Annotated in this window: 14 protein-coding genes and 2 tRNA genes; 1 reads left to right on the top strand and 15 read right to left on the bottom strand. The window is 61.6% G+C overall.

Annotation, left to right across the window (positions count from 1 at the left end):
• Window positions 1-70 precede the first annotated feature (70 nt).
• Window positions 71-1,231 carry a M48 family metalloprotease gene (locus tag AC1RQI_RS02605; protein WP_481903546.1) on the top strand — a complete coding sequence of 387 codons (1,161 nt, stop codon included), beginning with the start codon at window positions 71-73 and terminating at the stop codon, window positions 1,229-1,231.
• Window positions 1,232-1,241: 10 nt separating this feature from the next.
• Here the strand turns inward: AC1RQI_RS02605 and nadA are convergent, their stop codons facing one another.
• The 15 genes from nadA to aspS all read right to left on the bottom strand — a co-directional run bounded on the left by nadA (window position 1,242) and on the right by aspS (window position 12,810).
• On the bottom strand, window positions 1,242-2,303 hold the full coding sequence (gene nadA / locus AC1RQI_RS02600; protein WP_416634949.1) for a quinolinate synthase NadA: 1,062 nt from the start codon (window positions 2,301-2,303) through the stop codon (window positions 1,242-1,244).
• Window positions 2,304-2,431: 128 nt separating this feature from the next.
• Window positions 2,432-2,507 (bottom strand) — tRNA-Lys (locus AC1RQI_RS02595).
• A gap of 25 nt (window positions 2,508-2,532) precedes the next feature.
• Window positions 2,533-2,608, bottom strand: a tRNA-Lys gene (locus AC1RQI_RS02590).
• A gap of 51 nt (window positions 2,609-2,659) precedes the next feature.
• Window positions 2,660-3,466 (bottom strand): tol-pal system protein YbgF, encoded by an 807-nt coding sequence (ybgF, locus tag AC1RQI_RS02585; protein ID WP_481903541.1) that lies wholly within the window; start codon window positions 3,464-3,466, stop codon window positions 2,660-2,662.
• Window positions 3,447-4,034, bottom strand: coding sequence for a peptidoglycan-associated lipoprotein Pal (gene pal / locus AC1RQI_RS02580; RefSeq protein ID WP_481903540.1), 588 nt, complete (start codon window positions 4,032-4,034; stop codon window positions 3,447-3,449). The genes ybgF and pal overlap by 20 nt, the downstream gene beginning before the upstream one ends.
• Before the next feature lie 80 nt (window positions 4,035-4,114).
• Window positions 4,115-5,428, bottom strand: coding sequence for a Tol-Pal system beta propeller repeat protein TolB (gene tolB / locus AC1RQI_RS02575; RefSeq protein ID WP_481903539.1), 1,314 nt, complete (start codon window positions 5,426-5,428; stop codon window positions 4,115-4,117).
• A gap of 6 nt (window positions 5,429-5,434) precedes the next feature.
• Window positions 5,435-6,373 carry a cell envelope integrity TolA family protein gene (locus AC1RQI_RS02570; protein WP_481903538.1) on the bottom strand — a complete coding sequence of 313 codons (939 nt, stop codon included), beginning with the start codon at window positions 6,371-6,373 and terminating at the stop codon, window positions 5,435-5,437.
• A gap of 34 nt (window positions 6,374-6,407) precedes the next feature.
• Window positions 6,408-6,845, bottom strand: a complete 438-nt coding sequence (tolR, locus tag AC1RQI_RS02565; protein ID WP_481903537.1) for a protein TolR — start codon at window positions 6,843-6,845, stop codon at window positions 6,408-6,410.
• Window positions 6,846-6,863: 18 nt separating this feature from the next.
• Window positions 6,864-7,550 (bottom strand): protein TolQ, encoded by a 687-nt coding sequence (gene tolQ, locus AC1RQI_RS02560; protein WP_481903536.1) that lies wholly within the window; start codon window positions 7,548-7,550, stop codon window positions 6,864-6,866.
• A gap of 9 nt (window positions 7,551-7,559) precedes the next feature.
• Window positions 7,560-7,985, bottom strand: coding sequence for a tol-pal system-associated acyl-CoA thioesterase (ybgC, locus tag AC1RQI_RS02555; RefSeq protein ID WP_416634956.1), 426 nt, complete (start codon window positions 7,983-7,985; stop codon window positions 7,560-7,562).
• Entirely contained in the window at window positions 7,982-9,001 is a 1,020-nt protein-coding gene (ruvB, locus tag AC1RQI_RS02550) for a Holliday junction branch migration DNA helicase RuvB (RefSeq protein ID WP_481903545.1), read from the bottom strand. Before ruvB ends, ybgC begins: the two co-directional genes overlap by 4 nt.
• A gap of 111 nt (window positions 9,002-9,112) precedes the next feature.
• On the bottom strand, window positions 9,113-9,736 hold the full coding sequence (gene ruvA, locus AC1RQI_RS02545) for a Holliday junction branch migration protein RuvA (RefSeq protein ID WP_481903535.1): 624 nt from the start codon (window positions 9,734-9,736) through the stop codon (window positions 9,113-9,115).
• Window positions 9,737-9,748: 12 nt separating this feature from the next.
• Window positions 9,749-10,264 (bottom strand): crossover junction endodeoxyribonuclease RuvC, encoded by a 516-nt coding sequence (ruvC, locus tag AC1RQI_RS02540; protein ID WP_416634958.1) that lies wholly within the window; start codon window positions 10,262-10,264, stop codon window positions 9,749-9,751.
• Window positions 10,261-11,013, bottom strand: coding sequence for a YebC/PmpR family DNA-binding transcriptional regulator (locus AC1RQI_RS02535; RefSeq protein ID WP_416634959.1), 753 nt, complete (start codon window positions 11,011-11,013; stop codon window positions 10,261-10,263). The genes ruvC and AC1RQI_RS02535 overlap by 4 nt, the downstream gene beginning before the upstream one ends.
• Window positions 11,014-11,025: 12 nt before the next feature.
• A complete protein-coding gene (gene aspS / locus AC1RQI_RS02530; RefSeq protein ID WP_481903534.1) occupies window positions 11,026-12,810 on the bottom strand; it encodes an aspartate--tRNA ligase in 1,785 nt (594 codons plus the stop codon).
• Window positions 12,811-12,960 lie beyond the last annotated feature (150 nt).

The following is a 12,960-nucleotide window of genomic DNA, read 5'->3' as shown; positions in this document are numbered from 1 at the left end:
TTGCTATTATATCGCTCAAAGCCTTGTTATTGCAGGCTTTGGGCGCATTTCTGGTCGATTGAAGTAACGGATTCAGGCGTCAATCAATGCGTTCGCGGTGCCCGGCAACATCATCGGTATCCATACCGGCCTGATCCGAGCTGCCGAGACGGAACATGAGTTTGCAGGGGTGGTGGCCCACGAAATCGCACACCTCAGCCAACGCCATTACGCCCGGCGTCTGGAACAACAGAAGCGCAGCACACCACTGACCATTGCCGGTATGCTGGCCGGCATCATCCTGACCGCCGCCACCGGCTCGCAAGCCGGCATTGCCACTATTGCCGGCACCCAGGCACTGGCCATTGATCAGATGCTGCGCCACAGCCGCGCCCATGAGCGCGAGGCCGACCGGCTGGGTCTCGAGATCATGGCCCGAGCCGGCTACGATCCCGCAGGCATGCCAGCCATGTTCGAACGCATGCGCCAGTTCCAGGGCAACCGCCCGCCGGAATACCTTTCAACCCACCCTATGACCGAATCCCGGATCGCCGATACCCGGGCCCGGGTTGCCGACATCCGGAACCAGGAACGTTACGACCAGCGACTCGCCTACCACCTGGTTCGCAACAGGGTGCGCTTGCATCATCACGAGAAGCCGGGGAACCTGGTCGCCCACTTCCGGCGCGCCTGGGAGGAAGGCAGCGGCCTGGAGGCGGACGCGGCACGTCACGGACTGGCCGCTGCATTGATTGCGGCCGATAGGGCAAAAGAGGCCATTCCACACGTGCGCGCGCTGCTGGAGCGCTACGAGGGCGATATATTCCTGGTGGCGGAGCTGGCAAGAGCTCTGCGCCACAGCGATCAGACGCCAGAAGCGGCCAAACTGCTGGAACGACACCTGAAACGCCACCCGGGCAACCTTACGCTGAGCCGGACACTGGCGGATATCCGCATGGAGCTGAACCAACCGAAGGCGGCAGCACGGCTCTACGAGGCACTGACCCGTGATTACGGTGACGATGCCACGCTCTGGGGGGATCTTTCGGAAGCTGCTGGACGTGCCGGCAACCTGATCGAGGTGCACCGTGCTCGCGGGGAGCGGTTACTGCTGATGGGCGACGCGGAGGCGGCTGCGCGCCAGTTCCGCCAGGCACTGGAGCGGGCACCGGCCAGACACACGCGCAAGGCACTTCTGAGGGACCGCCTGGAAGAAGCCAATAGGCGCGCCAGCCTCAACCGCCAGCGCTGAGACCTGGTCCTCAGGCGTTACCCGCTACCTTCAGTTTCCTGGCCGCAGTGAAATCCAGCATGCGCTGCACCGAAACAAGCGCTTTCTCCCGGGTGGCCTCATCCACATGGATCTCTTGATCCTGTTGGCGCAGGACCCGCAGCAGATTATCCAGTCCGTTCATCGCCATCCAGGGGCAATGGGCACAGCTGCGGCAAGTCGCTCCCTCGCCAGCCGTAGGGGCTTCAATCAGGTTCTTGTCGGGCGCCACTTCGTGCATCTTATGGAAGATGCCGCTGTCCGTAGCCACAATAAAATCCTCAGCATCCATGGTCTTCACCGCCTCAATCAGGCGGGAAGTAGAGCCAACCACATCCGCCTGCTCAACCACCGAAGCCGGCGATTCCGGGTGCGCCAGTACCACGGCATCCGGCATGGTGGCGCGCAGGTTCTCAACACCCTGGCCCTTGAACTCTTCATGCACGATGCAGGAACCGTCCCACAGCAGCATATCCGCCTGGGTGGAGCGCTGAATGTAGGCACCAAGGTGCTTGTCCGGGGCCCAAAGGATGGATTCGCCACGCGAATCCAGGAAATCGACAATGGACTCCGCGCAGCTGGAGGTCACCACCCAGTCGGCGCGCGCCTTGACCGCTGCCGAGGTATTGGCATACACGACCACGGTTCTTTCGGGATGCTGATCGCAGAAGGCGGCAAAGTCATCCGCCGGACACCCGATATCCAGTGAGCAGGTTGCTTCCAGCGTGGGCATCAGAACCCGTTTTTCCGGGTTCAGGATCTTGGCGGTCTCTCCCATGAAGCGCACCCCGGCGACCACCAGAGTCGAGGCCGGATGTTCGTTGCCAAACCGGGCCATTTCCAGTGAGTCCGCCACACAGCCGCCGGTTTCTTCCGCCAGGGACTGGATCAAAGGATCGGTATAGTAATGGGCCACCAGCACCGCATCCTGCGCTTCAAGCTCACGCCGGATCGCAGCACGCCGCTCTTCCGCCTCGGCCTCGCTCAGTGTTGGCGCCTCACGCTCGTGCGCCAGATGTTCCTGAACCAGAATGCGGTCCTGCCTGTACGTCATGGACTCTGACCACCCTTTGAGTAAGCCGTTTAAAGGTTCTCTCCTACCCGTTTATGCCTCTGTCACCCGCATTTTTCAATGGTCGGATACAAACGGCCGGGCTGCGGGGATAAAAGCGGGGGTGGGAATGGTGGGTCGTGCAGGATTCGAACCTGCGACCAATTGGTTAAAAGCCAACTGCTCTACCAACTGAGCTAACGACCCCTGACAAAACCGGGAAGCTAAATAGTGGTGGGTCGTGCAGGATTCGAACCTGCGACCAATTGGTTAAAAGCCAACTGCTCTACCAACTGAGCTAACGACCCAAACGAGGCGCATATGGTACTTAATTTTTTGGCTTTCGCAACCCTTATGGGTCAATCCATTTCACTGCGGTATTCACGCCCCAGCGCGGTCGCCTCGGATTCCGGATAACGGTCCCGGAGCTGATCCAGAATCTCGCGCGCCTTGTCACTATTACCGGCTCGATCATGGGCAACCGCAAGCTTGAACAATGCGTCCGGCGCCTTGCGGTGGGATCCATGCCGTGACGTCACGATGGTGAACGCCTGCTGCGCCTGTTCATACTTTTCCAGGCTCAGATAGAGCTCACCCAGCCAGTAGTAGGCGTTGACGCTCAGATCGCCCTCTGGGTATTTCTCCAGAAAGCTGTAGAGCTCGTCAATGGCTGCTTCGTAATCCTGCTCTTCCTGAATCAGGTATTGGATCGAGGCATAGGCCTCGCGCTCAGCTTCATCCGGCTGCCGGTACGAAGTGCTCTCCTCGTCGGACTTACTGTTGCTGCCACCGCTGCTATCGCCAGCGCCGTTGCTGTCACTGGATGGCTCCGATGCGCCCTCCAGCTCCGACAGGCGGGAGTCAAGATCCACCAACCGCTCATCAAGATCAATATAGCGTTCACGTGCCTGCTTTTTGAGCCGCTGCACCTCGTGAGATGTGGTCTCGATCTGGTCGCGGAGGTTCTGGATCTCTGCCCGCAACTCCTCCACCAGGAAAAACAGTTCACCAGAGCCGCTCCCGCTGGAACGTTTCGCTTCATTGTCGCTAACAAGCGCGGCGTTGTCCTCCTGGCTCTGGGCGGCGGCCGGAACCACTCCGGTCGCCGCCAGAATCAGACCTGCTGCAAGCAGAGGGCGCACAGGATTATTCGTAGTTGATTTCAACCCGACGATTCTCCGCCCAAGCCTCTTCGTTGCTCTCGTCAACAACAGGCTGTTCTTCGCCATAACTGACTGTCTCAATCTGGTCTGCGGACACATCGTTGACGCGCAGGAAGCGGGCCACGGACTCGGCACGACGCTCGCCCAGGGCCATGTTGTACTCACGGCTGCCACGCTCGTCGGTATGGCCCTCGAGTACCACACTGGCACTGTCATCTTCAGCCAGGTACGCCGCGTGTGTTTCCAGGATGGACTGGGATTCACGACGGATCTCGGAGCTGTCAAAATCGAAATAGATGGTGGAAGCCGCCTTCATGGCTTTTTCCTTCGCCTTCTTCAGAGACGCCTGGGCGCGCTCCTGTTCAGTCATGGCCTCTTCAGAGACGCCACTGCCGTCACCGGCGCCATAGGCATCGGAGTCAGAACCCGCATCGCTCTCCTTCTCCATATCGGCATCGCTCATGCCGTTGGAGCCGGCCCCTTCCGGTTCGGTGGCGGTTGAGCTGCAACCCGCAACAAAGAGAAGGGCAAAGCCCAGCATCAGTACACGGTTCTTGAGAAGATCAGTCATTGGCCTTCCTTTTTTGGTTTTTCCAGTTTTGGATTTCGCTTAATGTATGATGTTCCTGATAATACTGCAAACATCAGGACTCAATCGGCCAGCGGCGACCAGGCGGGATCGCGGATGCCATCGTGTTCCACCGGAAGCGTAAAACGCGCATTCCCGTCCACAGTGGTCACTTCCAACGCCCCCTTTCGTCCGCCGGCACTGGTGACGTAAAGCACCAGACGCCCATTGGGCGCCATTGCCGGTGCCTCGCCGATTTCGGAGCCGGCAAGCACACGCTCCTCGCCGGTCTCCAGATCCACCGCGCCGAGCACGTAGCGCCCGTCGGCCCGATGAATGTAGTAGATTTCCTGCCCCTCCGGTCCGAACACCGGGTGGGCGTTGGACGTTCCTTCAAAGGTCAGGCGCTCGGGCTCCCCTCCCTCCAGGGACTGGACATAGACCTGAGGATTCCCCGAACGATCCGAGGTAAAGGCAAAGCGCTCACCATCCGGTGACCAGCTCGGTTCCGTGTTGATGGAATAATGTCGGGTCAGCCGGTGGGGTTCCAGAGTGTCCAGCGGCATCCGGTAGACGTCTGCACTGCCATCCTTGGAGAGCGTGAGCAACAGGGAACCTCCATCCGGAGACCAGGCCGGCGCCGAATTGAGCCCGGTATAACGGGCAATCCGGCGCCGCTCCCCACTGCTCACGACCTGCCGGTAGATCGCTGGCCGCCCACTTTCAAAGGAAACGTACACCAGTTCTTTGCCGTCTGGAGACCAGTCCGGTGACAGAATGGGCTCACTCGACCGCAGCAGAACCTGGTCCCTGCGCCCATCCACGTCGCTGACCTTGAGCCGGTATTCAACGCTGTCGCCACTGCCGGTACGGGTCACGAACGCGAGCCGGGTATTGAAGATGCCGGGGATGCCCGTAACCCGCTCATAGATGCGGTTGCTCACATGGTGCGCCAGCGTACGCAGCTCCGACGGTGCAGCCGAGGCCCGGGAGCCGAGCAGCCGTTCCTGCTGGCTGACATCGAACAGCTCATAGCTGAGGATGTAGCGGTTGCGTTCCGCGTCAAAATCCACCTCCCCTACCAGGACAAACTGCTGGCCCAGAACACGCCAGTCGCGGAAATGAATGTCATCACCCGAAGTCGGCAGACTGAGCATCCGGGAAGGCTCAAGGGTCTTGAGATCACCGCTCATCGTCAGGTCATCGCGGATAATCCCATCCAGATCCTGCGGGGCTTCACGGGAGTGATTACTGCCAAAGGGCACCACCGCAATCGGCATGCGTCGGTCCGCCCCCTCGGTAACGCGCACGACCATCTCAGCCTGCGCCAGAAGGGGCGCAAGCAGCAGGCAGATCAGGATCAGCGCCTGGCCGGCGCTGCGATGGATCAGGGTCATGGTCGCCTACTCCTCGGGGCTGAATTCAATCGTGATGCCACCACGGAAAAGCTCGTTGAACAGCGCTGAATCGCCCGGGGCGGGGAAGTTGTCCACCCGCCGGACCGCACTCAGCGCTGATTCATCCAATTGCTGGCTGCCACTGCCTTCCACCAGCTCGACAGACCGCAGTTCTCCCGTTGGAAGAACCTCAATCCGCAGCTTGACGACCCGGTCCTTATTCCCTGGCGGTATGTACCAGTTGTTCTTCACTTCCTGATGGATCAGGGTTCGAAAACGTTGGCGTTCATCGGCAATATTAACGCCTTCCATACTGGAAGCATCGACGTCAGCACCATCAGCCTGCTGCTCCCGATCCGATTCCTTCTCTGCCTGGGCTGCTTTCTCCGCCAACCGTTTCAGGCGTTGTTCCTGCTCCGAGCGTTGATCGTCCTTTGTTTCTTCCGGTTCCGGCTCTGGTTCCGGTTCCGGCTCTGGTTCCGGTTCCGGCTCTGGCTCTGGTTCCGGCTTCGGTTCCGGTTTCGGCTCTGGTTCTGGCTTCGGCTCTGGTTCTGGCTTCGGCTCTGGTTCTGGCTTCGGCTCTGGTTCTGGCTTCGGCTCTGGTTCCGGCTTCGGCTTTGGTTCCGGCTTCGGCTCTGGTTCCGGCTCCGGCTCCGGTTCCGGCTTCGGCTCTGGCTCCGGTTCCGGCTTCGGCTCTGGCTTTGCCTGCACCACCCTGGCCTGAACGGCCTGGGGCTGCTGGAACTCTGGTTCCTGGTTCCGCCAGCTCCAGTTTCCTACAGCCAGGATCCCGATCAACAGGTGCAGCCCAATCGAGGCCACGACAGGCCATTTCCATTCCCGGAGCCCGGCCTCGTCCACGCCCAGAAGCCGGCTCCATAATGGAATCGCCCTATCGCCCAGGGCCCCCGCGGCCTGGATGATGCGCTGCCAGTCCTGTTTCATCGTGCCGACGCACCGCCCTGACCGAATCCGTGCATCACTCGTCCTCCGGTGGCTCGGTGATCAGTCCCACCTCACTGGCACCCGCTCCCTGAAGGGCCGACATAAGGCGGATAACCGTGCCGTAGCGAACATGTTCATCGCCACGCACATAGACGTTGGCATCCGGCCGTTCCGCAAGGATCGAGGCCACTTGCGACACAATCGTCTGGCGTGACTTGGGTTTACTCCGGTCCTCGCCCACTTCCAGGAAATAACCGCCGTTCGCATCCACCGAAATGATCAGGGGTTCCTTTTCAGCATCCACAGGCAGCGGTTTGGCTTCCGTGCTGGGCAGATCCACATCCACCCCTTGGGTGAGCATGGGAGCCGTAATCATGAAAATCACCAGCAGCACCAGCATCACGTCGATGTAGGGCACCACGTTCATCTCGGACATTGGCGCCTGGCGTGAACGGCGTGGACTCATATCCATGGCATCACCTCCCGGCGGTCAACCGCTGGCTCCGTGGCTGTGCACCCTGCGGTGGAGAATACTGGCAAATTCCTCAGCAAAGGTTTCGTAACGCTTGATCAGGGCATCCGTCTGGGCCGTGAAACGGTTATAGGCCACCACCGCCGGGATCGCCGCGAACAGGCCCATGGCCGTGGCGATCAGCGCCTCGGCAATGCCCGGCGCCACCGTCTGTAGTGTCGGCTGCTGAACGCCCGCCAGCCCGATAAAGCTGTTCATGATGCCCCAGACCGTCCCGAAAAGACCCACGTAAGGACTCGTGGACCCCACTGTCGCGAGGAACGGGAGATTGGCCTCCAGACGCTCCAGTTCACGAGCCAGCGCGACCTTCATTGCCCGCTGGGTACCGTCCATTACCGCCTCGGCATCGTGGCTCTGCTGGCGCAGACGGGAAAACTCCTTGAAGCCGGCCCGAAAGACGCTTTCCACCCCACCGTTAGGGGAAGGACTGCCAGTGACCTCTTTGTAGAGCTGCCCCAGGTCCATACCGGACCAGAACCGTTCCTCAAAGGCCAATTGCTCCTTGCGGGATTGGCGATAGACCCGTACGCGCTGGAAGATCAGTCCCCAGGATGCAATGGATGCCAGCAATAACAGCAGCATGACCAGCTGCACAATGATCCCGGCGTTGGCAATCAACGACCAGACCGAAAGCTCTCCCTCCACGGAATGCTCCTATTCGTTGTTGGTTTGCAGTGTCCTGTCCACCAGGGCCTGGATGTCGTCGGGCATGCGCCGTGGCCGCCCGGAAGGCAGCTGGACGCAGGCCACTTTGACCTCCCCGCCAACCAGCAATTCGCCATCCGGCTTGCGCCGGGCCTCCTGGCGGAATGTCATGGCCGTGCGGGTCCCGGCGATCAGATCCGCGGACACCTCCAGTTCATCATCCAGGGCGGCCGGCCTGTGGTACTGGATGTTCAGGCTGTGCACCACGAAGGCAATGCCATCGCTCTCAAGCCGCCCCCGCAGGGCCACGCCTTCCGAGCGCACCCATTCCGTACGCGCCCGCTCGAAATACTTCAGGTAATTGGCGTAGAAGACGATGCCACCGGCGTCGGTGTCTTCCACGTAAACCCGCACCGGCCAACGGAAGCCGCTCATCGTCCGTCCTCCCCTTCCGGTGCGTCAAAGCCGAAATGCAGGTAAGCATGCTGGGTGGCCATGCGGCCACGGGGCGTGCGCATCATGAACCCCTGCTGGATCAGGAAGGGCTCCAGCACGTCTTCTATGGTGCCACGCTCTTCGCTGATGGCCGCGGAAAGGCTCTCCACCCCCACAGGGCCACCGCCGAACTTCTCGATCAGCGCCAGCAACAGACGCCGGTCCATATGGTCAAACCCCTGGTAATCGACTTTCAACATGTTCAGGGCCTGGTCGGCGATGGTTTCCGACACCTGCCCGTCCGAGCGCACTTCCGCAAAATCCCGAACCCGGCGCAACAACCTGTTGGCAATGCGCGGCGTCCCCCGGGAGCGGCGAGCGATCTCGCGTGCGCCACCGTTTTCAATGGCAATGGACTGGAGCTCGGCCGAACGCTGCACGATGTTCGTCAGGTCCTCGGTGCTGTAGAACTCCAGCCGCTGGACGATACCGAAGCGATCCCGCAGCGGCGAGGTCAACAGCCCCGCCCGCGTCGTGGCGCCTACCAGCGTGAAGGGCGGCAGGTCCAGCTTGATGGAACGCGCCGCCGGCCCTTCGCCGATCACGATATCGAGCTGGTAGTCTTCCATGGCCGGATACAGCACTTCCTCGACGGCCGCGCTGAGGCGATGGATTTCGTCGATGAACAGGACGTCACCCTCTTCCAGGTTGGTCAGCAGCGCGGCAAGATCACCGGCTTTCTCCAGAACCGGCCCGGAGGACGCCTTGATAGTGCTGCCCATCTCGTTGGCGATGATGTTCGCCAGGGTTGTCTTGCCGAGCCCGGGCGGCCCGAAGATCAGGACATGGTCCAGAGCCTCGCGCCGGCCACGCGCCGCGCCAACGAAGATCTCCATCTGCTCACTGACGGTGGGCTGCCCCACGTATTCGCGCAGCATGGTCGGACGGATCGCCCGATCCTGGTTTTCCTCGCCCGGCCCCGCCTGGCCGGAAATCATTCGATCGGATTCAATCATAACGCCATTCAGTCCAAGCAGGCTGCGCTGTGTCAGCGCCTGCATTTTACAAACTTTGATCAGAGGGTCACGTTACGTGAATGTCAGCCGTAGAGCCATCATTAAGGCGCTTTAACGGTTCATCATATGCTTCAGGGCCAACCGGATCAGTTCCTGGCTGGTCGAGCCCTCCTCGGCAACCGCCTGAAGTGCACGGTCGGCTTCCTGGGGACGATAACCGAGGGCGATGAGGGCTGCTTCCGCTTCTTCCATGGGGCTGGATGAGGCGGGCTCCATGCCGGGCAGCTCGCTGACGGTTTCGTCGCGCGGGGTGCCAACGGGACTGTTCTCAAGCTGGCGGATACGGTCCCGCACCTCGATCAACAGACGCTCGGCCGTCTTCTTGCCCACGCCGGGGATTTTGACCAGCGCCGCCACATCATTGTCTTCAACCACCCGGATAAAGGCGTCTGCCTCCAGGCCGGAGAGAATGGCCAACGCCAGCTTGGGCCCCACCCCACTGGTACGGATCAGCAGGCGGAAGAGCTCCCGCTCCCCTTTATTGGCAAAACCGTAAAGCTGCTGGGCGTCTTCACGAACGGCCAAGTGCGTATAGAGCACAGCTTCGTGACCGCTATCCGGAAGCCGGAAAAAGGTGGTGTAGGGAATGTCCACTTCGTAACCCACACCCCCGGCCTCGATCAGGGCCCCGCCGGGCTGTTTCTCGATCAGGATGCCGCGGATACGACCGATCATGGTATGTCTCCTTCAGCGCGCCCGCCCGTTGCGACTGCCAGACGCGCCCGTGCGAGCCAGGCCCTGGCGCAGGTGCGCGTGGCACAGGGCGATTGCCAGTGCGTCGGCGGCGTCCTCCCGGGGCTGGCGGGTGAGTTTAAAGATCGCCTGGACCATGTGCTGGATCTGATGCTTGCCCGCGCTGCCCTTGCCGACCGCGGCCTGCTTGACCTGGCGGGCCGAGTACTCAGCCACGGGAAGACCCGCGTTGGCGCCACAGACAATGGCCACGCCACGCGCCTGACCCAGCTTCAGGGCGGAGTCCACGTTGCGGGATAGAAAGACCTTCTCAATGGCCATTTCTTCCGGCCGAAAGGTCTGGATGATCTCGGCAAGCCCGGCGTGGATTGTCTGCAGGCGTTCCGGCATGGCCTTCTCGCCCATAGTGATGCAGCCGCTGTCCAAGTAGTCCAGGTGGCGGCCATTGCTCCGGATCACGCCGTAGCCGGTGATCCGCGAGCCGGGATCCACGCCCAGGATGATGGTCATGCGTAGCCGAAGCGCTCCAGCGCCGCCTCGGGAAAGTCGGCGTTGGTATAGACGTTCTGCACGTCGTCCAGATCCTCAAGCCAGTCGATGAGCTTGAGGTTGGTCTCCGCGCCCTCCTCGTCCAGCGCCACCGTGGTCATCGGCACCATGCTGACTTCGGCATGACCGGGCTCCAGCCCGGCCTCCTTCAGGGTGTCCTTCACGTCCATGTATTGCTCGGGCGTGGTGATCACATCCTTGGAGCCATCCTCATTCACCCGAACGTCCTCGGCACCGGCCTCAAGCGCGGCCTCCATGATGGTGTCCTCATCATGCTCCGGGCTGAAACTGAGGGTGCCCTGGCGGGTGAACAGGAAGCCAACGGAGCCGTCCGTCCCCAGGTTACCGCCGAACTTGCTGAACGCATGACGGACATCCGAGACCGTGCGGTTCTTGTTGTCCGTCATGGCCTCCACGTAGATGGCAACACCGCCCGGGCCATAGCCTTCGTAGGTCAGCTCCTCGTAGTTCTCACCATCCGTGTTACCGGCCCCGCGCTCAATGGCCCGGTCAATGCTGTCCTTCTTGACGTTATTGCTCAGCGCCTTGTCGATGGCGCTGCGCAACCTGGGGTTGTCATTGGGCTCAGGGCCGCCTTCCTTGGCGGCCACGTAAAGCTCCTTGATCAACTTGGTGAAGATCTTGCCCTTCTTCGCGTCCTGTGCGGCCTTGCGGTGTCGGATGTTGTGCCACTTGCTGTGTCCGGCCATGGCCTGCCTCGCTCAGTTGCTGCCTTCCTGATCGCCTTTAGCGCTGCGGCGCAGACGGATATGCAGCTCACGCAGCTGCTTCTCGTCCACTTCGCCCGGCGCGTCCGTCATCAGGCAGGTCGCGTTCTGGGTCTTGGGGAATGGGATGACGTCACGGATGGAACCAGCGCCGGTCATCAGCATCACAAGCCGGTCCAGCCCGAATGCCAGACCGCCATGGGGCGGTGCCCCGAAACGCAGGGCATCGAGAAGGAAGCCGAACTTCTCGCGAGCTTCCTCTTCACCGATGCCCAGGCTGTTGAAGACCACGTTCTGGGTGGCTTCGTCGTGGATACGGATGGAGCCGCCACCAAGCTCGGTGCCGTTGAGCACCATGTCATAGGCACGGGACAACGCGCCCGCCGGATTGTGCTTGAGCTCCTCCGTGGATACCGGCGCGGTGAACGGATGGTGCAATGCCTGGAGCTTGCCGTCGTCGTCCTCCTCGAACATCGGGAAGTCAACAACCCAGCAGGGCTCCCACTCGCCCTGCACCATGCCCAGATCTTCGCCCAGACGGACACGCAGAGCGCCCAGGGCTTCATCCACGACGCTGGCCTTGTCGGCCCCGAAGAAGACCAGGTCACCGTCCGCGGCCTCAACGCGGTCCATGATTGCCTGTGTGACCTCGTCGCCCAGGAACTTGATGATGGGTGATTGCAGACCCTCGACGCCGGCGGCGCGGTCGTTGACCTTGATGTACGCCAGCCCCTTGGCGCCATAGATGCCCACGAATTCGGTGTAGTCGTCAATCTGCTTGCGCGTGAGCTCGGCGCCGCCAGGAACACGCAGGGCGGCTACCCGGCCCTTGGGATCCTTGGCCGGCCCGGAGAAGACCTTGAAATCCACCTCCGAGACCAGGTCGGCCACGTCCACCAGCTCCAGCGGAATTCGCAGGTCCGGTTTGTCGCTGCCAAAACGGCGGATGGCCTCGGCATAGGGCAGGCGCGGGAATTGCGGCAGATCCACGCCCAGCAGGTCACTGAACAGGTTGCGCACCATCCGCTCCATGGTGTCCATCACCTGCTCTTCCGTAACGAACGAGGCCTCCACGTCCACCTGGGTGAACTCGGGCTGGCGGTCCGCCCTCAGGTCTTCATCACGGAAGCACTTGGCGATCTGGTAGTAGCGGTCGATACCGGAGACCATCAACAGCTGCTTGAAAATCTGCGGCGACTGCGGCAGCGCGAAGAAACTGCCGGCATGGGTCCGGCTCGGCACCAGGTAGTCGCGGGCGCCTTCCGGGGTAGCGCGGGTCAGCACGGGCGTCTCGACGTCCATGAATTCCTCGCTTTCCAGGAAGTTGCGCATATAGCTGGTCACCCGCGAGCGGAAGCGAAGCCGCTGGGTCATCTCGGGGCGGCGCAGGTCCACGTAACGGTGGCGCAGACGCACGTCCTCGCCCACATCCGCGTACTCATCCAGCGGGAAGGGCGGCGTTGCTGCCTCGTTGAGGATTTCCAGTTCCTTGCCCAGCACTTCCACCTGGCCGGTGGCCATGTGGTCATTCTCGGTCCCCTGGGGCCGACGCCGTACCCTGCCGGTCACCCGGATCACGTACTCATTGCGCACCCGGTCCGCCTGGGCAAAGCTCTCAGGGGTATCCGGATCGAACACCACCTGGGCAATGCCGTCCCTGTCCCTGAGATCAAGGAAGATGACGCCGCCGTGATCCCGGCGCCGGTGAACCCAGCCGCAGAGGGTTACTGTCTCGTCAATGTGGGATTCGTTGATACCGCCGCAATAGTGACTGCGCATACCCTTTGGTTCCTGTTTGCCTGGGGCTTCCGCCGATGTGATTAAAGGGCTGGTATTATAACGGCATCAGGCCGCGAAGTCAGACCATCTCATCGCAATCGTAGACACCGGGACCGTTTGTGTCCGCGTATTCGTGACGCTGGCCCGCGC

It is taken from the genome of Salicola sp. AFF1, from assembly GCF_056783195.1.
Note: the sequence above shows the minus strand (reverse complement) of the source record. Positions and strands in the feature narration are given on the sequence as shown.

Excerpts from the sequence above, each read along its gene's own strand:
- ruvC (WP_416634958.1), bottom strand. The coding sequence starts at position 10,264 with ATGACCATCATCCTGGGCGTGGATCCCGGCTCGCGGATCACCGGCTAC.
- AC1RQI_RS02535 (WP_416634959.1), bottom strand. The coding sequence starts at position 11,013 with ATGGCCGGACACAGCAAGTGGCACAACATCCGACACCGCAAGGCCGCA.
- ruvB (WP_481903545.1), bottom strand. The coding sequence starts at position 9,001 with ATGATTGAATCCGATCGAATGATTTCCGGCCAGGCGGGGCCGGGCGAG.
- ybgC (WP_416634956.1), bottom strand. The coding sequence starts at position 7,985 with ATGAGCGGCTTCCGTTGGCCGGTGCGGGTTTACGTGGAAGACACCGAC.
- aspS (WP_481903534.1), bottom strand. The coding sequence starts at position 12,810 with ATGCGCAGTCACTATTGCGGCGGTATCAACGAATCCCACATTGACGAG.
- pal (WP_481903540.1), bottom strand. The coding sequence starts at position 4,034 with ATGACTGATCTTCTCAAGAACCGTGTACTGATGCTGGGCTTTGCCCTT.
- ruvA (WP_481903535.1), bottom strand. The coding sequence starts at position 9,736 with ATGATCGGTCGTATCCGCGGCATCCTGATCGAGAAACAGCCCGGCGGG.
- nadA (WP_416634949.1), bottom strand. The coding sequence starts at position 2,303 with ATGACGTACAGGCAGGACCGCATTCTGGTTCAGGAACATCTGGCGCAC.
- AC1RQI_RS02570 (WP_481903538.1), bottom strand. The coding sequence starts at position 6,373 with ATGAAACAGGACTGGCAGCGCATCATCCAGGCCGCGGGGGCCCTGGGC.
- tolR (WP_481903537.1), bottom strand. The coding sequence starts at position 6,845 with ATGGATATGAGTCCACGCCGTTCACGCCAGGCGCCAATGTCCGAGATG.
- tolB (WP_481903539.1), bottom strand. The coding sequence starts at position 5,428 with ATGACCCTGATCCATCGCAGCGCCGGCCAGGCGCTGATCCTGATCTGC.